Genomic DNA, 18,683 nt, shown 5'->3' with positions numbered 1-18,683 from the left:
CTACAGCGCCTGCGGGAACGTGAAGAAGCCCGTCGGGTCGTACTGCTTCTTCAGCTTGGCCAGGCGCGTGGCCGCGTCGCCGTAGTAGGCCTTCTTCCAGTCCGTCAGGGTCGGGTCCGTGTAGTTCTGGTAGGCCGCGCCGGACGCGTACGGGCGCATCGCGGTGTGTGCTCTGTTCAGCCAGTCGCGGGCGCTCGTGCCGGACGTGCCCGCGCGCCAGCTCACGATGTACTGCGCGAGCATCCGCGAGCGGCGGTGGACGAACGCCGTCGCCGTCGGGTCCACCCGGTTGACCGCGCCGCCGAGCGCCGTGAGGGCGACCGATCCCGCGCCCGACGAGACCGATGACAGCTGGCGCAGGAGTGTACGGACGCCCGCGTCCGACAGGTTCCGGTCGAAGAAGTCCGAGTGCGCCGCGTACGTCTCGCGCTGGAGCGCGCCCTGCGCGGAGCGGCCGGGGGTGGCGCCCGGCAGATGGCACTGGGCGTCGGAGGAGAAGCCGGAGCAGCCTGCGTAGATCTCCATGGCCTCCTCGTAGGAGTGCCGCTTGAGGGAGACCGAGGAGGCCGAGCCCGGACCGCCGGGGCCGTCGGCGAGGCGGTCCACGGCATTCTGCAGCTCGGTGTACGTGCCGAGGGAGAACGCGGAGACGGAGACGGTGGGCGTGCCGCCCGCCGCGTTCGCCACGTGCAGGGACGACCAGATCTCGTCCGGCTGGTCGGGGCCCCACTTCTGCCACGCCTTGAGGACCGTGGCCGCCTTCGACCAGGGCCAGGACATGTACGCGGAGACGGCCTGCGGCGCCGGGTGGGTCTTGAAGCGGAGCTCGGTGACGACGCCGAACTGGCCGTTGCCCGCCCCGCGCAGCGCCCAGAACAGGTCTTTGTTGGTACGGGCGTCGGCGGTCAGTTCCTTGCCGTCCGCCGTGATCAGGGTGGCGCCGGTGAGGCTGTCGCAGGTCAGGCCGTAGGCCCGGGAGACGACGCCGTGGCCGCCGCCGAGCGTCAGGCCCGAGACGCCGACCGTGGGGCAGGAGCCCGCCGGGATCGTGACGCCCTTGGCGGCCAGCGCCCGGTAGACGTCGATGAGTTTCGCACCGGCGCCGATCACCGCCTCGCCGCCCGAGGCGCGGACCGACTTCATGCGGGACACGTCGAGGATCAGCCGGCCGTCGCCGGAGGACCAGCCCGCGTAACTGTGCCCGCCGTTGCGTATCGCCACCGGGACCTTGTGCGCCCGGGCGTACGCCAGCGTCGTACGGAGGTCGTCGGGGCCCGCGACATAGGCGACCGCCGTCGGTTTCAGGCCGTCGAAGCGGGTGTTGTACAGCTGGCGCGCCGCCGCCCACTGCGCCTGGCCGGGACGGACCAGGGAGCCGTCGAGGTCCTTGGCGAGCGCGTCCAGGTTCGCCGCGGCCTTCACCTGGGCCGAGGCGCTGGTGGAGCGCAGGGGCGAGGAGGGAGAGCGGGGTGAGGAGTCCGATGCCGCCGGGGGACCGCCCGCCGACGACGAGCACGCCGCGACCGCCGTCGCCGTCAGTGCCGCCGACGCCGCTATGAACGTACGCCGTTCGATGCCGATGCTGCCCATGCCCGTTCCGCCTCCCGTAGCCCCCGGGATACGAGACGTGAACCGGGAGCCGTGGGTTCCTTGTACCCCGTGGGGCACGTCAGGCGGCGTCAGGCCGGGTCGAGGTGTTCCTGCGCGTCCGTACGGGCCCTGCTGCGGGCCCTTCTGGCCGGTCCGCGCCAGCCGCAGGAACAGCGGGCGAGACAGAATCTGCCCTGCTCCACGACCGTCGTGGCGTGGTCCGTCTGCCGCTGGTCCTGCTGTCGCCCGTCCACGGCGCCACGGTAGCGGGGTTGTGTGAACCCTTCTGTAAACCCCCCGTTCGCGTGACGGGTGACCCTACTCGTCGTTAACCGGAACGACAGAGGGGCCGCACGACCCACGAACAGGCTTGGGGGTAGGCAAGCGATGGTGGTGCAGCAGGACGGGAGTTCGGCGGGATCGACGGGCCCGATGGGGCCGGTGAGGTCGGCGCGCAGAGCCGCGGCGGTCGCCGTCGCCGTGGCGGGCGTCGTGGCGGGTGCGGCGGGGTGCGGTGGCGGCGCCAGCGCGGGAGAGCGCGGGAGCGATCCGGCCAAGGCCGTGCGGGACGCCCCGGACCGGCTGGTCCGTGAGGGCAGTTCGCGGGCGCGGACGTCGATGCAGATGGCCAGCGGCGGCACCCGGGTCACCATCCGGGGCGAGGGTGTCTACGACTACCGGGCCGGGCTCGGGCAGCTCCAGGTGCGGCTGCCGCAGGACGCGGCCGGTGCCCAGGAGCACCGGCCCATCACCGAACTCCTCGCGCCCGGCGCCCTCTACATGAAGAACCGGGGCGCGGGCGTGCCCGCCGACAAGTGGGTCCGCCTCGACACCGCGTCCCTCAACGACGGCAACCTCGTCACCGGCGGCGCCACCGATCCGCTGACCGCCGCCGAACTGCTGCGCGGCGCGCGGGACGTGACGTACGCGGGAGAGGCCGAGGTCGCCGGGGTGCCGACCCGGCACTACAAGGGGCGGATCGATCTGGCCGCCGCCGCGAAGGCCGCGTCCGCGGGGAACCGGAAGGCGCTGGCCGCCGCGGTGAAAGGGTTCGGCAGTTCGCCGGTGCCCTTCGACGTGTACCTGGACGACGAGGGACTGATCCGGAAGATCACGCACCGCTTCAGCTTCGCGGAGCAGCAGGCGGCCGGGCAGCCGAAGAAGGACGTGGACGTCGCCTCGACGACGCTGCTCTACGGGTTCGGGAAGCCCGCGAAGGTCGAGCTTCCGGACAAGAAGGACATCTTCGCGGGGAAGGTCGCCGAGCGGTAGTGCGCACGGCGGGTGTTCCCGGGGTCCGCCCGGGGGTCCTCCGGGGGAGCGGAAATGGTTCTTCCGTGCCATGCGCCGGGCGTGAACGGCTGCCTACTCTAGGAAGCCGACTCCATGAGTCGGCAACCGCGGAAGGGGTGATGGACGTGGCTCCGGTGGGCGGTACGGCTGTTCAGGACTACGTCGCCCTCGCCGAGATCGAGCTCTGTGGAGAGCTGATCATCGCGGCCTCCGCCGTCGCCGAGGGACGGCTCAGCGCGGACCGGATCGACGAGGTGCTGCGGGTCGCCGAGGCGTTGCCCGAAAGCCCGGACGACCTGCACTGACGCGGGCGGCGGCCACAGGGTCGTCGCCCGCCTCGCGGGCTCTCAGGTGCGCAGCAGTCGCGCGATCGCCTTCGTGGCCTCCTCGACCTTGGCGTCGATCTCGTCACCGCCCTTGAGTGCGGCGTCCGCCACACAGTGGCGCAGATGCTCCTCCAGGAGCTGGAGCGCGAAGGACTGCAGAGCCTTCGTGGAGGCCGAGACCTGGGTGAGTATGTCGATGCAGTAGACGTCCTCGTCCACCATGCGCTGCAGCCCGCGGATCTGGCCCTCGATCCGGCGCAGGCGCTTGAGGTGCTCGGCCTTCTGGTGGTGGTAGCCGTGGATGCCGCGGTCGTGGTCGGTCACGATCTCGGCCGTGGGCTCTGCTTCTGTGGCGTCCGTGGTCATCGTGTCCGACCTCCCGTTGTCATGCTCGTATACCCCCGGTGGGTATAGGGTACTCGATGTGCCACACCCCGTGCTGATCACTGTGCCTGATGGGCGACACTGGGGGAACGCCGGTTAGCCGTGGCCGGATGATGCGCCTAGCATCAGCCTGACCGAATCCAGCGACCGAATCCAGCACACCCCGAGGACCCCACGTGCGCTTTCGTCTGACCCCCAGGGAGACGAGCTTCTACGACATGTTCGCCGCATCCGCGGACAACATCGTCACGGGCTCGAAGCTCCTGATGGAACTGCTCGGTGCGGACTCCTCCGCCCGGGCCGAGATCGCGGAGCGGATGCGGGCAGCCGAACACGCCGGTGACGACGCCACCCACGCGATCTTCCACCAGCTGAACTCCTCGTTCATCACGCCCTTCGACCGCGAGGACATCTACAACCTCGCGTCGTCCCTCGACGACATCATGGACTTCATGGAGGAGGCCGTCGACCTCGTCGTCCTCTACCAGGTCGAGGAGCTGCCCAAGGGCGTCGAGCAGCAGATCGAGGTCCTGGCGCGGGCGGCCGAGCTGACCGCCGAGGCCATGCCCAATCTGCGGACGATGGACAACCTCACCGAGTACTGGATCGAGGTCAACCGTCTGGAGAACCAGGCCGACCAGATCCACCGCAAGCTTCTGGCCACGCTCTTCAACGGCAAGTACGACGCCATCGAGGTGCTGAAGCTGAAGCAGATCGTGGATGTGCTGGAGGAAGCCGCCGACGCGTTCGAGCATGTCGCCAACACGGTGGAGACCATCGCCGTGAAGGAGTCCTGAGGCCGGCTCATGGACACCTTCACACTGATCGTGACGATCGGCGTCGCGCTCGGATTCACGTACACGAACGGCTTTCACGACTCCGCGAACGCCATCGCCACTTCCGTATCCACCCGTGCGCTGACGCCCCGTGCGGCACTCGCCATGGCCGCGGTGATGAACCTCGCCGGTGCCTTCCTCGGCAGCGGTGTCGCCAAGACGGTGAGTGAGGGGATCATCGCGACCCCCGTCGGCGACAAGGGCATGGGCATTCTGTTCGCCGCCCTCGCCGGTGCCATCGTGTGGAACCTCATCACCTGGTACTTCGGGCTGCCCTCGTCGTCCTCGCACGCCCTGTTCGGCGGAATGGTGGGTGCCGCTCTCGCGGGCGGGACCACCGTCTACTGGTCCGGGGTGTGGGAGAAGATCGTCATCCCGATGTTCACCTCGCCGGTGATCGGTCTCGTCGTCGGTTACCTGGTGATGACCGCCATCATGTGGCTCTTCCGGCGCTCCAACCCGCACAAGGCCAAGCGCGGTTTCCGGATCGCGCAGACCGTCTCGGCGGCCGGCATGGCGCTCGGCCACGGTCTCCAGGACGCGCAGAAGACCATGGGCATCGTGGTCATGGCGCTGGTCATCGGCGGCCACGAGACGTACGACGAGCCGATCCCGGTCTGGGTCAAGATCGTCTGTGCCGTGATGCTGTCGCTCGGCACCTACGCGGGCGGCTGGCGCATCATGCGCACCCTCGGCCGCAAGATCATCGAGCTGGACCCGCCGCAGGGGTTCGCCGCCGAGACGACCGGTGCCTCGATCATGTTCGGCTCGGCGTTCCTGTTCCACGCGCCGATCTCGACGACGCATGTCATCACCTCGGCGATCATGGGTGTCGGGGCGACGAAGCGGGTGAACGCCGTGCGGTGGGGTGTCGCCAAGAACATCGTCATCGGGTGGTTCATCACGATGCCGGCCGCCGCCGTAGTCGCTGCCGCTTCTTACGGGGTTGTCTGGCTGGCCTTCGGTTAGGTTCCGCCGGGTTTTATCAAAGCCGCGGACGCGTCTGCTCGGTTCACGAGTGGTTGCGTCCGCGGCTTTCGTCGTGGCTGGTCGCGCAGTTCCCCGCGCCCCCAGGAGACAAGCCCCGCCCTCCTTCGGAGGACGGGGCTTGTCTCTGTCCTCGTGGCGGCACCGCCATGCAGCGCCACGAGGGGATCGGGGGGTGGGGATCAGCCGAAGCGGCCCGAGATGTAGTCCTCGGTGGCCTGGACCGACGGGTTGGAGAAGATGCGCTCCGTCTCGTCGATCTCTATGAGCTTGCCGGGCTGGCCCACCGCGGCGAGGTTGAAGAACGCGGTGCGGTCCGAGACGCGGGCCGCCTGCTGCATGTTGTGCGTCACGATGACGATCGTGAAGCGCTCCTTCAGCTCGCCGATCAGGTCCTCGATGGCGAGGGTGGAGATCGGGTCGAGGGCCGAGCAGGGCTCGTCCATGAGCAGGACCTGGGGCTCGACCGCGATCGCGCGGGCGATGCACAGCCGCTGCTGCTGGCCGCCGGAGAGGCCCGAGCCGGGCTTGTTCAGGCGGTCCTTGACCTCGTTCCAGAGGTTGGCGCCCTTGAGGGACTTCTCGACGACCTCGGCGAGCTCCGACTTCTTGTACGTACCGTTGAGCTTCAGGCCCGCCGCCACGTTGTCGAAGATCGACATCGTGGGGAAGGGGTTGGGGCGCTGGAAGACCATGCCGACGGTGCGGCGCACGGCGACCGGGTCGACCGCGGTGGCGTACAGGTCCTCGTCGTCGAGGAGGACCTTGCCCTCGACGCGGCCACCGGGGGTGACCTCGTGCATCCGGTTGAGGGTGCGCAGGAACGTCGACTTGCCGCAGCCGGAGGGGCCGATGAAGGCCGTCACCGAGCGGGGCTCGACGGTCATGGAGATGTCTTCGATCGCCTTGTGGGATCCGTAGTAGGCGGTGAGACCGCTTACGTCGATTCGCTTGGCCATGGGATTACTTCGCTTCCGAGAGTTCGAGTCGCTGAATACAGCCGCGTCAGCGGCCCGTCTTCGGGGCCTTCCAGCGGGCGATGCCGCGGGCCACGAGGTTGAGGATCATGATGAAGGCGATCAGCACCAGGGCCGCGGCCCAGGCACGGTCGTACGCGGCCTGGCTGCCGCCGCTCTTGGCGTACTGGTCGTAGATGTAGAGCGGCAGGGACGCCTGCGGACCTTCGAAGGGGTTCGAGTTGATCAGCGGGTTGCCGAAGACCAGGAGCAGGACCGGGGCGGTCTCGCCCGCGATTCGGGCGATGGCCAGCATGACGCCGGTGGTGATGCCGCCGATCGACGTCGGCAGGACGACCTTGAGGATCGTGCGCCACTTCGGCACGCCGAGGGCGAGGGAGGCCTCGCGCAGCTCGTTCGGGACGAGCTTGAGCATCTCCTCGGTGGAGCGGACCACGACCGGGATCATCAGGATGGACAGGGCCATCGAGCCGGCGAAGCCGGAGTAGCCGAAGCCCAGGATGAGGATCCAGAAGGACAGGATGAACAGGCCCGCCACGATGGAGGGGATGCCCGTCATCACGTCGACGAAGAACGTGACGGCCTTCGCGAGCTTGCCGCGGCCGTACTCCACCAGGTAGATCGCCGTCAGCAGGCCGATCGGGACCGAGATCAGGGTGGCGAGGCCGACCTGCTCCAGGGTGCCGAGGATGGCGTGGTAGATGCCGCCGCCGGGCTGGTAGCTGGTGACGAAGCCCATCGAGTGGGTCAGGAAGTACGGGTCGAGCACCTTCACGCCGCGCTTCACCGTCTCGTAGACGAGCGAGGCGAGCGGGATCACGGCCAGGATGAACGACACCCAGATGATGCTGGTCGCGACCCGGTCCTTGGCCTGGCGCCGGCCCTCGACCTTGGTGGCGATGGCGTAGGTGCCGAGGACGAAGACCAGGGCGGCGAGCAGGCCCCACTGGACGCGGCTGGAGAGTCCGGCGCCGAGTCCGATCGCGCAGCCGACGGCGATCGAGCCGACGGCCGCCACCCACGGGAACCAGCGGGGCAGCCGGGCGGCGCTCAGCGAGCCGGGGCGCTTCACGAGAGGGGTGGTGGTGCTCATGCGTTGGCCCCCGAGTACTCCTTGCGGCGGGCGATGATCGCGCGGGCCGCGCCGTTCACGATCAGCGTGATGACGAAGAGGACGAGACCGGAGGCGATGAGGGCGTCGCGGCCCTGGTCGTTGGCCTCGGCGAACTTCGCGGCGATGTTCTGCGCGAAGGTGCCGCCGCCCGGGTCCAGCAGGCTGGCGTGGATCAGGAAGTCGGGGGAGAGGACCGTGGCGACGGCCATCGTCTCGCCGAGCGCGCGGCCGAGGCCGAGCATCGAGGCCGAGATCACGCCGGAGCGGCCGAAGGGGATCACCGACATGCGGATGACCTCCCAGCGGGTGGCGCCGAGCGCGAGGGCCGCCTCCTGGTGCATCAGGGGGGCCTGCCGGAAGACCTCGCGGGAGACGTTCGTGATGATCGGGAGGATCATGATCGCCAGCAGGATGCCGACGGTGAGCAGGGTGCGCGGTGCGCCGCCCTCCCAGGCGAAGATGCCGGTCCAGCCGAAGTAGTCGTCGAGCCAGCCGAACAGGCCTTCCATGTGCGGCACCAGGAAGAGGGCGCCCCACAGGCCGTAGACGATCGAGGGCACGGCGGCCAGCAGGTCGATCACGTAGGCGATGGTGCCGCTCAGCCGCTTCGGCGCGTAGTGCGTCAGGAAGAGCGCGATGCCGACGGCGACCGGGACCGCGATCAGCATCGCGATCACCGAGGTGACGATGGTGCCGAAGGCCAGCACGGCTATGCCGAAGACCGGCGGCTGGGCCGTCGCGTTCCACTCGAAGGTGGTGAGGAAGTTGCCGTTGTTGTCGGGGAGGACAAGGGCGGCACGGTAGGTCAGGAAGACCGCGATCGCGGCCATGACGACCAGGAGCAGGATGCCCGCGCCGCGGGAGAGGCCGAGGAAGATCCGGTCTCCGGGGCGGGTGGCGCCACGGGCGGCGCGCTTGGCCTGGGCGGTGGTGGGACGGTCTGCGGGCGCCGGCGGCGCTGGTGGTTGCGTGGTGATGTCCATGGGTTCTCCGGTCTGCGAAGTCCCGTACCCGAGGGGTCTACGGAGCTTCTGGCGGCGGTGCACCGGACGGTGCGGGCCGCTCACCCGGGTGAGCGGCCCGCACGCTGGGTCAGCTGATGCTCGCGACGGTCTCGCGGACCTTCGCGTTGATCTCGGCCGGGATCGGGGCGTAGCCCAGGTCCGCCAGGGCGCCCTGGCCCTGCTCGCTGGCCATGTAGGTCAGGAAGGACTTGGTGGCGGCGAGGGTGTCCGACTTGTTGCCCTTGTCGCAGACGATCTCGTAGGTGACCAGGGTGATCGGGTAGGCGCCGTCGGCCTTGGTCGCGTAGTTCAGCTCAAGGGCGAGGTCCTTGCCCGTGCCCACGACCTTGGCGTCGGCGATCGCCTTGGAGGCGTTCTCCGTGGTGGCCTTGACCGGGGAGGAGGCGCCGGTGTCGATGTCGACCGTCTTCAGGCCGTCCTTGGCGTAGGACAGCTCGACGTAGGTGATCGAGCCGGAGGTCTGCTTGACCTGCTGGGCGAGGCCGGAGGAGCCCTGAGCGGACTGGCCGCCCTTCGCCTGCCAGGCCTTGCCGCCCTCGTACTTCCAGTCGCTCGCGGCGGTGGCCTTGAGGTACTTGGTGAAGTTGTCCGTGGTGCCGGACTCGTCCGAGCGGTGGAACGCCTGGATCTTGGTCGACGGGAGCTTCGCGTCGGGGTTCAGCTTCTTGATCGCGGCGTCGTCCCACTTGGTGATCTTCGAGTCGAAGATCTTGGCCAGCGTCGGGCCGTCCAGGACGAGGTTGTCGACGCCGTCCACGTTGTACGCGACGGCGATCGGGCCGCCGACCATCGGCAGGTCGATGCCCTGACCGCCCGAGCAGACCTTCTTGGAGGCGGCGATCTCCTCCGGCTTGAGCGCCGAGTCGGAACCGGCGAAGGCGACCTGGCCCTGGTTGAAGGCGGTCACACCGGCGCCGGAGCCCTCGGGCTTGTAGTTGATCTGCACGCCCGAGCAGGCCTGCGAGAACGTCTGGCGCCACGCGTCGATCGCGTTCGCCTGGGCCGAGGAGCCGTTGCCGAGGAGCTGGCCCTTGGCGTCCTTGCACTCGATGTTCTTGGCGCTGCCGGCGGCGCTGGCGCTGCTGCTGCTGGTGCTGCCGGAGTTCGTGTCGTCCGAGCCGCACGCCGTGAGGGCCAGGGCGCTGGAGACGGCGAGCGCGCCGAGGGAGAGGGCGCGGAGCCGGTTCGTGCGCTGAAGCTTCACCTTCGGATGTTCCTTCCAGGAGCCGCCGGCCGGGTGTCTGGCACTACGGCGGCGTGCGAAAGTCTGTGGAATTTCAGTCGAGCGGTGAGGCGCCTTCCGTTTCCGGGGCCGCACCGCGTAAGGCCGAAATTAAGCAGATCAGGTGACGTGACCGATGGCCGTGGGTGAACGGAGGGTGAACCTAAGCAGGCGGTGCGGTTAGGTCACGGAAGGATGACGACGCGTGACGTCAGGTCACGTGCAGCGCGTCGAGGAGCGCGTCGACGAGCGTGCGGTCGCGGGGCTGGGTGAGGCGGTTGCGGGCCGCGACGGGCGGGAGCCAGAGGATGCGGTCGACCTCGCGGTTGGGCAGGAAGGCGCCCGAGGTGGCCTCCGCCGCCCAGTAGCTGACCTTCTTGGGCCGGCCGTTGGCCGTGTAGCGCATCGTGGGCAGGGCGGTGCCCGGCGCGCAGTCGTGGCCGGTCTCCTCGCGCACCTCGCGCACCGCGGCCGCCAGCGGGGCCTCGCCGCGCTTGAGCTTGCCCTTGGGGTGCGACCAGTCTCCGTACTTGGGCCGGTGGACGAGGCAGATCTCCAGGCCGTCGTCGAGCAGGGCGCGGCGCCACAGGACGCAGCCCGCGGCCAGCACGGTGTCGTTGTCGTCGGGGCTGTGGGAGCTGTCGGGGTCGTGGGGCAGGGTCATGGGGTTCCCACCGTCTCTCGGTGCCACGCTGTTCCGAACGCGTTCCTGGCGGCCTCCACCTGATGGCGCTGGTCGGCGTGGAGCACGCCGAGGGCGTACGCCGTCGCGGGGGCGATGCGCGGGGTGCGCGCCGCGTGGGCCGCCGCTGCCGCGGCCTCCGCGGCGTCGCGGTGCGTATTGAGGGCGTGTGCGGCCGCGGTCAGTCTCGCGGGCGCCCGCTCCGGGCCGGGCAGCACCTCCTGGGCGTAGCGGTGCAGGCGCAGCAGGAGGCGTACGTGGTGCCAGGGCGCGTCGGCGTCCGGGTTGTACGGGGTGGGGAGCCGGCCGCCCGGGTGGTTCAGGGCGCTCACCGCCTCGTCCAGGCGGGACTCCGCCTCCCCGGCGAGCTTGGGCAGCGCGCCCCCGCCGGCGGCCAGCGGGACCTCGCTGGCCAGCACGGCGACCCGGTCCGCCACCGCGTGGAAGCGGGGGCTGCCCAGGGACTGCAGGGCGGCGCTGTGGGCGCGGGTCCTGGCGAGGGTGAGCTGGCGGTCGAGGAGCGCCGCCGCCTTGGCCGCGCCGAGGGCCAGGGTGGTGGCGGAGGCCGAGGCGGGGGCCGCCGTCTGCTGGGGCACGGTGGAGCCGGTCGCCGCCGACGTCAGCCGGTGCAGGGCCTCGGTCAGCCGGATCAGCCGGTCCGCGCAGGCGTGCTCCTGGGCCAGCGTGCCGGACAGCCAGGCCAGCTCGGGGCGCAGCTCGTCCGACCACTCCGCGTCCAGGAGCGGGCGGAAGGTGTGCAGGGTGCCGCTGATCCGGCGGGCGGCGCGGCGCAGGGTGCGGGCCGCTTCGGCCGCGGGGCCGCCCGCCGCGCCGCTCTCGCCGTGCCGGCGCAGCGAGCGCAGGAACTCGGTCGCCTGCTCCCTGAGGTACGTCCCGAGGATGTCGCCGTCCTCCGCTCCTGTGCGCGGACCGTCGGACCCGCCCGGCCCGATGCGCGGGCCGGTTCCCGACGGATCGCTGGACTCAAGGTGTTGCTGTGCCACGCCGGCGCCTCCGGGCGTCTATGAGCATCTCCTGTACGTTCCGCAGGGGGCGTCCGGCCGGGTCCGACGGGTCGGTCGCGTGCCGGGTCCAGTTGCCGTCCGGGCCCAGGTGCCAGGAGGCGGTGCCGTCGGACATCCCCGTTTCGAGCAGCCGGTTGAGGGCGGCGCGGTGGGCCGGGTCCTCGACACGGACCAGGGCCTCGATGCGGCGGTCGAGGTTGCGGTGCATCATGTCGGCGCTGCCTATCCACACCTCGGGCTCGCCGGCGTTGCCGAAGGCGAAGACCCGGGAGTGCTCCAGGAAGCGGCCGAGTACCGAGCGGACCCGGATGTTCTCCGACAGGCCGGTGACGCCGGGGCGGACGGCACAGATGCCGCGCACCCACACGTCGACCGGCACGCCTGCCTGCGACGCCCGGTACAGGGCGTCGATGATCGCCTCGTCGACCATCGAGTTGACCTTGATACGGACGTACGCCGGGCGGCCCGCACGGTGGTGCTGGACCTCCTTCTCGATCCGCGTGACCAGCCCCGTACGAAGGGACTTGGGGGCGACGAGGAGGCGGCGGTAGGTCTCGCGGCGCGAGTAGCCGGAGAGCCGGTTGAAGAGGTCGGAGAGGTCGGCCCCGACCTCCTGGTTCGCGGTGAGCAGGCCCAGGTCCTCGTAGAGGCGGGCGGTCTTGGGGTGGTAGTTGCCGGTGCCGACGTGGCTGTAGCGGACGAGGGACTCGCCCTCCTGGCGGACCACGAGCGAGAGCTTGCAGTGCGTCTTGAGGCCGACGAGGCCGTAGACGACGTGGCAGCCGGCCTCTTCCAGCTTCCGGGCCCACTTGATGTTGGCCTGCTCGTCGAAGCGGGCCTTGATCTCGACCAGGACGAGGACCTGCTTGCCCGCCTCGGCCGCCTCTATCAGCGCGTCGACGATCGGGGAGTCGCCCGAGGTCCGGTACAGCGTCTGCTTGATGGCGAGGACGTCCGGGTCGGCCGCGGCCTGCTCCAGGAACGCCTGGACGGAGGTGGAGAACGAGTCGTACGGGTGGTGGAGCAGCACGTCATGACTGCGCAGGGCCGCGAAGATGTCGGGCGCCGACGCCGACTCCACCTCGGCGAGGTCGCGGTGGGTGCCCGCGACGAACTTCGGGTACTTCAGCTCGGGGCGGTCGATGCCCGCGATGGAGAACAGGCCGGTGAGGTCGAGCGGTCCCGGGAGCGGATAGACCTCCGCCTCGCTGACCTTCAGCTCGCGCACGAGGAGGCTCAGCACCTCGGCGTCGATCGTCTCCTCGACCTCCAGGCGCACCGGCGGGCCGAAGCGCCGCCGCATGAGCTCCTTCTCCAGGGCCTTCAGGAGGTTCTCGGCGTCGTCCTCCTCGACCTCCAGGTCCTCGTTCCGCGTGACGCGGAACATGTGGTGCTCCTCGATCGTCATGCCGGGGAACAGCTCGCCCAGGTGCTTGGGCGCGGAGATCACGTCCTCGATGGGGACGTAGCGCTGTGGGGACGCCTCCAGGAAGCGGGCGAGCAGCGGCGGGACCTTGACGCGCGCGAAGTGGCGGTGGCCGCTCACCGGGTTGCTGACCACGACCGCGAGGTTCAGGGACAGGCCCGAGATGTACGGGAAGGGGTGCGCCGGGTCCACCGCGAGGGGGGTCAGCACCGGGAAGATCTGCTGCATGAACAGCGTGTAGAGCCGGGACTGCTCCTTGTCGGTCAGCTCGTTCCAGCGCACGACGTGGATGCCCTCGTCGGCGAGGGCCGGGGCGACCTCGTCCTGGTAGCAGGCGGCGTGCCGGGCCATGAGCTCCCGGGACCGGTTCCAGATCAGTTCGAGCACTTCACGGGGCTGCAGCCCGGAGGCCGAACGGGTGGCGACGCCGGTCGCGATGCGGCGCTTGAGGCCGGCCACGCGGACCATGAAGAACTCGTCCAGGTTCGACGCGAAGATCGCCAGGAAGTTCGCCCGCTCCAGGAGGGGCGTGGCCGGGTCCTCGGCCAGCTCCAGGACCCGCTCGTTGAACGCCAGCCAGCTGCGCTCACGGTCCAGGAAGCGGCCCTGGGGCAGCTCCGCGCCGTCCTGGCCCGCGTAGTCCTCCTCGTAGTCGTCCGGGTCCGCGTCGATGTCCGCGACGATGCCGGCCAGCTTCGCGGCCGACCGTTCGTAGTCGCCGCTGGCCACCGGGTGCGGGCGGTGCGCTGCTAGGGAGCCCACGGAGGGCTGCGGGTGCGATGCCGAGGGGGCCGAGGAGGGCTCGGACTCGGCTGCGGACTGGTCCTGGGCGGCGTTCGGCTGGCTCATGGGCCCATTCTTCCGCGCGGAGACGGTCTCGGGCGCGCCGGGAAGGTCGCTGAGCGCGGGGGCGAGGCGGAGCCTGCCGGGGGTGGGCGCTTGCGGGGTGGGGGGTTCCGGCGGGGGCGAGGGGGTGTCCGACGCGGGGGGCTGCATTCCGTGAGGGTCGCAACCGCGTCTGAATCACTGGTTACGGCGATATGACGTGCGGGCTATGGGCGGGCGGCTCCCCGGCGTCTACGGGGGGCCGGGGTTTGTCTTCGCGGGGTTTCGGGGGCGCCCCGGCTCGGACCGGGCCGGGCGGGGGTGGGGCGTGCGCAGGGCGTGCGCCGGGCGGGGCTGGGCCGGGCCGGGGTCGGGCGGGGCTGGGCCGGGCTGGGGCGCGGGTCTGTCGGGCGCTTGCCCCGCGCTGGGGGCCGCCTTGCCCACCCTGCCGCCCTTGGCGGCAGATTGCCCAAGGCTTGGGGTGGGGGTGGGAGAGAAGGGGCGGTGGATTGGCCAAGGCTTGGTGGGATGGGGGTCAGGGGGTGCGGTGGCGGAGGGTGATGAAGGCTGCTGTCGTGGCCGCCGCCGCGAGGAGCAGGATCACCGCCGACTCCGTCAGTTGGAGGGGCCAGTAGTGGGACGGCGGGTGGTACGTCACCGCGAAGTCCTGGAAGCCGCGGGCGCAGTGCCGCAGCTTCGCCGCGCTGCCCTCGCCGACGCAGGCCAGGTTGTTGCGGACGTGCTCGCCGGCTGCGGTGACCGTGTCCCGGCGGAGCACCTGGGCGCCGGCGGGCGGGGTCGGCGGCACCGGGCCGTGGTCGGTGACGGTGGGCCACAGGCTGATCCGGTAGCGCGCGCTCAGATACCCGGTGACCAGGAACGCGGCGATCCCGGCGGCGCCACCGGTCAGCGCCTTGCGGAAGAGGACCCCGCCGAGCGCGCCGACGGCGAGGCCCAGCAGGACGCGGGCGAACGCCAGCGGTCCCGTGCCGAGGAACAGGTACTCGTCGTACCAGGGGATGTGTGTACCCGGCGGTCCGCTCCCCGCCACCAGATGGAGCAGGGTGACCAGCGGAACCATCCCGGCGAGGAACCAGGCCGCCGGTACGGCGAGCGTCGTCGCCAGCCAGCGCGCCGGGCTGACCGACTGCACCCACGCCAACTGGGCCGTCCCGCGCTCCATTTCGCGCCCCACGCAGACGACCCCCATGAAGAGCGCCGCGATGTACGGGGTCAGGTAGGTGAAGGCGCCCACGACGCGCAGGAGTTGCTCGTAGTCGAACGCCGGGCCGCCGGTGTACTCGCAGTGCGAGGGCGCGCACTGGGCCAGCTGTCGTGCGGCCGCGTCCGCTCCCGGGCCGTGCAGCCACAGCAGCAGGGTGCCGGCGGCGAGGACCGCCGCGAGCCACAGCCACGGGGCGATCCGGTGGATTCTCAGCGTCGCCCACACGGGGCCGGTGGGACGCAGGGCGCGCAGGCCGCGCGGGGGTGCCGGGAGCGTCTGGGTCATGAGCCGGATCTCTCTCCGCGTGACCGCGGCGCGTGGAGCGCCGGGGAGGGCTGGACGGTGCCGAGGAACCAGAGCTGGACGGTGGGCCTCGCGAGCGGGCCGGCGGGTGCTGCGGAACTCATCGGGCGACCCTTCTGCGCAGGAGGGCGTAGGCGATGAGCACGATCACGGCGGTCAGGGCCAGGATCACGGCCGTCTCCGTCAGTTGGAGCGGCCAGAAGTGGGAGGGTGGGTGGCCCTCGGTGTAGTAGCCGGTGATGTTGTGGTCGGCGAGGCAGGAGCGGTCGCTCGCGCACATCGGGTCCTGGACATGGGCGCCGGAGCCGGTGATGGCGCCCTCGCCGAGGACGTCGCCGGTGAACCCGGGGTAGCCCTGCGCGAGCGTGCCCGTGACCGTCTTGGCGGGCCAGAGATACGGACGCAGCCAGCCGACGACGGTCGTCAGCAGGAGCGTGAGGACCAGGCCGAACACGGCGCCGGGCAGCAGCCGCCGCTGGAGCAGGCCCGCGAGCGCGCCGCAGGCGAGGCCGAGCAGGGGGAGGGCGACCACGACGGGGCCGAGGACCTCGAAGTTGCCGGAGAACCAGCGGTTCTCGGAGAGACCGGGCGCGGCCGCCGCGACCTGTCGGCGCAGCACCATCAGCAGCCCGGTGCCCACGACGAGGGCCAGCGCCGGGAGGGCCAGCTTGGCGGTGAGCCAGCGGATCGGCGACACGGACTGGGTCCACGCCAGCCGGGCGGTCCCGCGCTCCAGTTCCTGGCCGATCAGGGCGCCCCCGGCGAACACGGACACGGCCAGGGGGAGGAAGAACAGGAAGACGCCCGCGAACGACAGGGCGTAGTGGTACGCGTCCGCCGTCGATCCCTTCGCGGTGCAGGCGTTCGCCACCGCCGGGTCGCAGTGTCCGACGATGCCGAGCCCCGCGGTACCCGGGCCCCAGGCCCACAGCAGCACGCCCGCGACGAGGACCACGTACGCCGTCCACAGCCACAGGGAGCCGCGGTGCAGGCGCAGGACGGTCCAGGTCAGTCCCGAGCGGGCGGACAGGGAGAAGGCGCTCATGCGGTGGCCCCCTTGGACGGCTTCTTCGGCTGGTAGCGGCGCAGGACCAGGAAGGCCGCGGCGACGAGGACGGTGGTGAGGGCGAGCAGGATGCCCGTCTCGGTGAGCTGGCGCGGCCAGAAGTCCGGCGAGGGCAGGTAGTGCCGGTCGAAGCCGGTGACGTGGTGCGCGGCGAGGCACTTCTGGTCCATGTAGCAGCCCGGGTCGCTGATCTCCGCGCCGGTGGAGGTGATCGCCTTGTTGTGGACGGGGATCTCCGGCTGCTGGTGACTGCCCTGGAACGGCCAGGAGTTGGCGCGCCAGGCGCCGGCCAGATAGGTGCCGACTCCGGCGACGGCGATCGCGGGCAGCATGCGGCGGATCACCAGCGCGGCGCAGACGCCGAGCGCCAGGGCGAACAGGACGTTCGCGACCGTCGCCGGGCCGATGTTGAAGTAGAAGGAGCGCGGGCCGATCCCGGCAATCAGCAGGTGGTTGTGGGCACGCCACACCATCACGTACAGGGCGACGATCGCCGTGGTGCCGAGGGTGACGGCGACCGCGGGCAGGGCCAGCTTGGCGGTGAGCCAGCGGGCCGGGGACACCGACTGGGTCCAGGCGAGGTGCGCGGTGCCCTGCTCCAGCTCGCGGGCGATCAGCGGGCCCGCCGCGAAGACGGCGACGACGACCGCCGCGATCCGGGTGAGCGTCGCCGGGTCGTAGAAGAGCGAGTCGAAGGAGGTGCCGAGGGCGGTCAGGGAGACCGAGCGGCCGTCCCAGGCGACGTCCTGCGCCCCCGCGTACCCGAACGCGTCGAAGGCCTTCTGGGCCGTCGAGGCGCCGGGGCCCCACAGCCACAGCAGCAGGCCGGCGCTGACGGCGACATAGCCGGCCCACACCCACAGGGCGGTGCGGTGCAGCCGCAGCACGGTCCGGACCAGCCCGTCGGCGCCGGGCAGGGTGCGCCGCACCGGGGGCCTGCCGGAGGCCGTGGCGGGCTCGGCCGGCTTGTTCAGGGTGGTGTTCATGCGGTCACCGCCGTGCGGTCCGCCGCTGCGGTGCTCGGGGTGAGCAGGGCCGGGGCCTCGGGGGAGCGCAGGTGGGCGAGGAGCAGCTCCTCCAGGGAGGGCTCCTGCACCTGCCAGCCGTCGCCCACGGGGCCGTCCCTGCGGATCAGGGCGGTGACGCCGCGGCCCGAGGCGCGGGACTCGATGACGGTGTGGCCGGACAGGTCGCCACGGCCCGTGACCAGGCTGTGCGCGCCGAGCAGGTCGTCGATGCCGCCGCCGAGCCGGATCCGGCCGCCGCCCAGGAGCAGCAGGTGGTCGCAGGCGTCGGCCAGCTCGGAGACGATGTGGGACGACATCAGCACGGTGGTGCCGTGCTCGGCGGCGTCGGCCATCAGGGTGCCCATCAGCTCGTGCCGGGCCAACGGGTCCAGGTCCGCCATCGGCTCGTCGAGGAGCATCAGCTCGGGGCGCTTGCCGAGGGCGAGGGCGAGCGCGACGCGGGTGCGCTGGCCGCCGGAGAGCGCGCGGATCCTCGCCTTCGGGTCGAGCGAGCCGGCCTCGACGATCTGTGTCGCGTAGGCCGCGTCCCACCGCTCCTGGTTCAGCTCGGCGCCCATGCGCAGCGTGTCCGCGACGGACAGCTGGGGGTGCAGCGGCTTGTCCTGGGACAGATAGGCGACCTTGGCGCGGGACTCGCCGGGGGCGGCGCCGAGCACGCGCAGCTCGCCCGCGCTCTGCCGCAGCAGTCCGGCCGCTATCGAGAGCAGCGTCGACTTGCCCGCGCCGTTCGGCCCGACGAGGGCGCTGATCCGGCCCGTGGGCAGCCGGAACGAGCAGTCGTCGAGCGCCGAGGTGCCCCGTCGGCCGTAGCGCTTCGTGAGGCCCGTCGCCTCGATCGCCGTACTCATGAAGTCCCCTTGGTGGTGGTGCTGAAGTGCGTGTCCAGTGCGACGGTGAACAGGGCCGCGACGTCCTCGCGGTCCAGGCCCGCCTCTCTCGCCCGTCTCGTCCAGTCCTCCAGCTCGCTGCGCAGCGGCGAGTCGCCGGGGCCGGAGCCCAGGGACTTGCGGACGAAGGTGCCGAGGCCCCGGCGGGCCTCCACGAGGCCCCCGCGCTCCAGCTCGCGGTACGCCTTCAGCACCGTGTTCGGATTGATGGCCGTCGCCTCGACGACCTCGCGGGCCGTGGGCAGCTTGTCGCCGGGCTCCAGCATGCCGAGCCGCAGCGCCTGCTCCGTCTGGTGGACGATCTGCAGGTAGGTGGCGACGCCGCTGTGGCGGTCGATGCGGAATTCGATCACCGGCCCGGCGGGCCCGTCGGGCTTCGACGGTTCGACTGGCTTGGCCACTGGCGTACCCCCCTTTCACTAATCAAGTAGTGAAAGGGTGATGCAAGAGAGGGGGCGGCGT

19 protein-coding genes are annotated in these 18,683 nt (G+C 71.1%); 4 read left to right on the top strand and 15 right to left on the bottom strand.

What is annotated here, in order from left to right; translation table 11 throughout:
- Both K377_RS23865 and K377_RS41755 read right to left on the bottom strand, forming a co-directional pair.
- Positions 1 to 1,590, bottom strand: a complete 1,590-nt coding sequence (locus K377_RS23865) for an FAD-binding oxidoreductase (RefSeq protein ID WP_202455308.1) — start codon at positions 1,588 to 1,590, stop codon at positions 1 to 3.
- An 89-nt stretch (positions 1,591 to 1,679) separates the two neighbouring features.
- Positions 1,680 to 1,844, bottom strand: coding sequence for a hypothetical protein (locus K377_RS41755; protein WP_181512627.1), 165 nt, complete (start codon positions 1,842 to 1,844; stop codon positions 1,680 to 1,682).
- 133 nt (positions 1,845 to 1,977) lie between these two features.
- Between K377_RS41755 and K377_RS23860 the strand changes: the two genes are divergently transcribed.
- On the top strand, positions 1,978 to 2,862 hold the full coding sequence (locus tag K377_RS23860) for a hypothetical protein (RefSeq protein WP_375605947.1): 885 nt from the start codon (positions 1,978 to 1,980) through the stop codon (positions 2,860 to 2,862).
- Between the two features lie 140 nt (positions 2,863 to 3,002).
- Positions 3,003 to 3,188, top strand: coding sequence for a hypothetical protein (locus tag K377_RS23855; protein WP_111665499.1), 186 nt, complete (start codon positions 3,003 to 3,005; stop codon positions 3,186 to 3,188).
- 42 nt (positions 3,189 to 3,230) lie between these two features.
- Here the strand turns inward: K377_RS23855 and K377_RS23850 are convergent, their stop codons facing one another.
- Positions 3,231 to 3,575, bottom strand: coding sequence for a metal-sensitive transcriptional regulator (locus K377_RS23850; RefSeq protein WP_111665498.1), 345 nt, complete (start codon positions 3,573 to 3,575; stop codon positions 3,231 to 3,233).
- A gap of 194 nt (positions 3,576 to 3,769) precedes the next feature.
- On the opposite strand from K377_RS23850, the gene K377_RS23845 reads away from it, so the two are divergent.
- Both K377_RS23845 and K377_RS23840 read left to right on the top strand, forming a co-directional pair.
- A complete protein-coding gene (locus tag K377_RS23845) occupies positions 3,770 to 4,390 on the top strand; it encodes a DUF47 domain-containing protein (RefSeq protein ID WP_111665497.1) in 621 nt (206 codons plus the stop codon).
- 9 nt (positions 4,391 to 4,399) lie between these two features.
- Complete coding sequence (locus tag K377_RS23840) at positions 4,400 to 5,398, top strand: inorganic phosphate transporter (protein WP_111665496.1); 999 nt, start codon at positions 4,400 to 4,402, stop codon at positions 5,396 to 5,398.
- Between the two features lie 200 nt (positions 5,399 to 5,598).
- Here the strand turns inward: K377_RS23840 and pstB are convergent, their stop codons facing one another.
- From pstB to K377_RS23780, 12 genes are all read right to left on the bottom strand, one after another.
- Complete coding sequence (gene pstB, locus K377_RS23835) at positions 5,599 to 6,375, bottom strand: phosphate ABC transporter ATP-binding protein PstB (RefSeq protein ID WP_111665495.1); 777 nt, start codon at positions 6,373 to 6,375, stop codon at positions 5,599 to 5,601.
- 46 nt (positions 6,376 to 6,421) lie between these two features.
- A complete protein-coding gene (pstA, locus tag K377_RS23830; protein WP_111665494.1) occupies positions 6,422 to 7,486 on the bottom strand; it encodes a phosphate ABC transporter permease PstA in 1,065 nt (354 codons plus the stop codon).
- Positions 7,483 to 8,490, bottom strand: coding sequence for a phosphate ABC transporter permease subunit PstC (pstC, locus tag K377_RS23825; RefSeq protein ID WP_111665493.1), 1,008 nt, complete (start codon positions 8,488 to 8,490; stop codon positions 7,483 to 7,485). The genes pstA and pstC overlap by 4 nt, the downstream gene beginning before the upstream one ends.
- A gap of 109 nt (positions 8,491 to 8,599) precedes the next feature.
- On the bottom strand, positions 8,600 to 9,736 hold the full coding sequence (pstS, locus tag K377_RS23820; RefSeq protein WP_111665492.1) for a phosphate ABC transporter substrate-binding protein PstS: 1,137 nt from the start codon (positions 9,734 to 9,736) through the stop codon (positions 8,600 to 8,602).
- Positions 9,737 to 9,965: 229 nt separating this feature from the next.
- Positions 9,966 to 10,418 carry an NUDIX hydrolase gene (locus tag K377_RS23815; protein WP_111665491.1) on the bottom strand — a complete coding sequence of 151 codons (453 nt, stop codon included), beginning with the start codon at positions 10,416 to 10,418 and terminating at the stop codon, positions 9,966 to 9,968.
- On the bottom strand, positions 10,415 to 11,440 hold the full coding sequence (locus K377_RS23810) for a CHAD domain-containing protein (RefSeq protein WP_181512626.1): 1,026 nt from the start codon (positions 11,438 to 11,440) through the stop codon (positions 10,415 to 10,417). The genes K377_RS23815 and K377_RS23810 overlap by 4 nt, the downstream gene beginning before the upstream one ends.
- Positions 11,421 to 13,883: an RNA degradosome polyphosphate kinase gene (locus K377_RS23805; RefSeq protein WP_111665490.1), complete on the bottom strand. Its 2,463-nt coding sequence runs from the start codon at positions 13,881 to 13,883 to the stop codon at positions 11,421 to 11,423. Before K377_RS23805 ends, K377_RS23810 begins: the two co-directional genes overlap by 20 nt.
- Positions 13,884 to 14,247: 364 nt before the next feature.
- Entirely contained in the window at positions 14,248 to 15,222 is a 975-nt protein-coding gene (locus K377_RS23800) for a hypothetical protein (RefSeq protein WP_111665489.1), read from the bottom strand.
- 118 nt (positions 15,223 to 15,340) lie between these two features.
- Positions 15,341 to 16,285, bottom strand: coding sequence for a hypothetical protein (locus tag K377_RS23795; protein ID WP_111665488.1), 945 nt, complete (start codon positions 16,283 to 16,285; stop codon positions 15,341 to 15,343).
- Positions 16,282 to 17,292, bottom strand: coding sequence for a hypothetical protein (locus K377_RS23790; RefSeq protein WP_111665487.1), 1,011 nt, complete (start codon positions 17,290 to 17,292; stop codon positions 16,282 to 16,284). Before K377_RS23790 ends, K377_RS23795 begins: the two co-directional genes overlap by 4 nt.
- A complete protein-coding gene (locus K377_RS23785; RefSeq protein ID WP_111665486.1) occupies positions 17,289 to 18,182 on the bottom strand; it encodes an ABC transporter ATP-binding protein in 894 nt (297 codons plus the stop codon). Before K377_RS23785 ends, K377_RS23790 begins: the two co-directional genes overlap by 4 nt.
- Positions 18,179 to 18,574: a GntR family transcriptional regulator gene (locus tag K377_RS23780; protein WP_111665553.1), complete on the bottom strand. Its 396-nt coding sequence runs from the start codon at positions 18,572 to 18,574 to the stop codon at positions 18,179 to 18,181. The genes K377_RS23785 and K377_RS23780 overlap by 4 nt, the downstream gene beginning before the upstream one ends.
- Between the last annotated feature and the right edge of the window lie 109 nt (positions 18,575 to 18,683).

The sequence above is a fragment of the Streptomyces sp. PsTaAH-137 genome (assembly GCF_003259365.1).
Classification (GTDB): Bacteria; Actinomycetota; Actinomycetes; order Streptomycetales; family Streptomycetaceae; genus Streptomyces.
The sequence above is the reverse complement of the archived record's forward strand: the minus strand, read 5'-3'. Positions and strand labels throughout refer to the sequence as shown.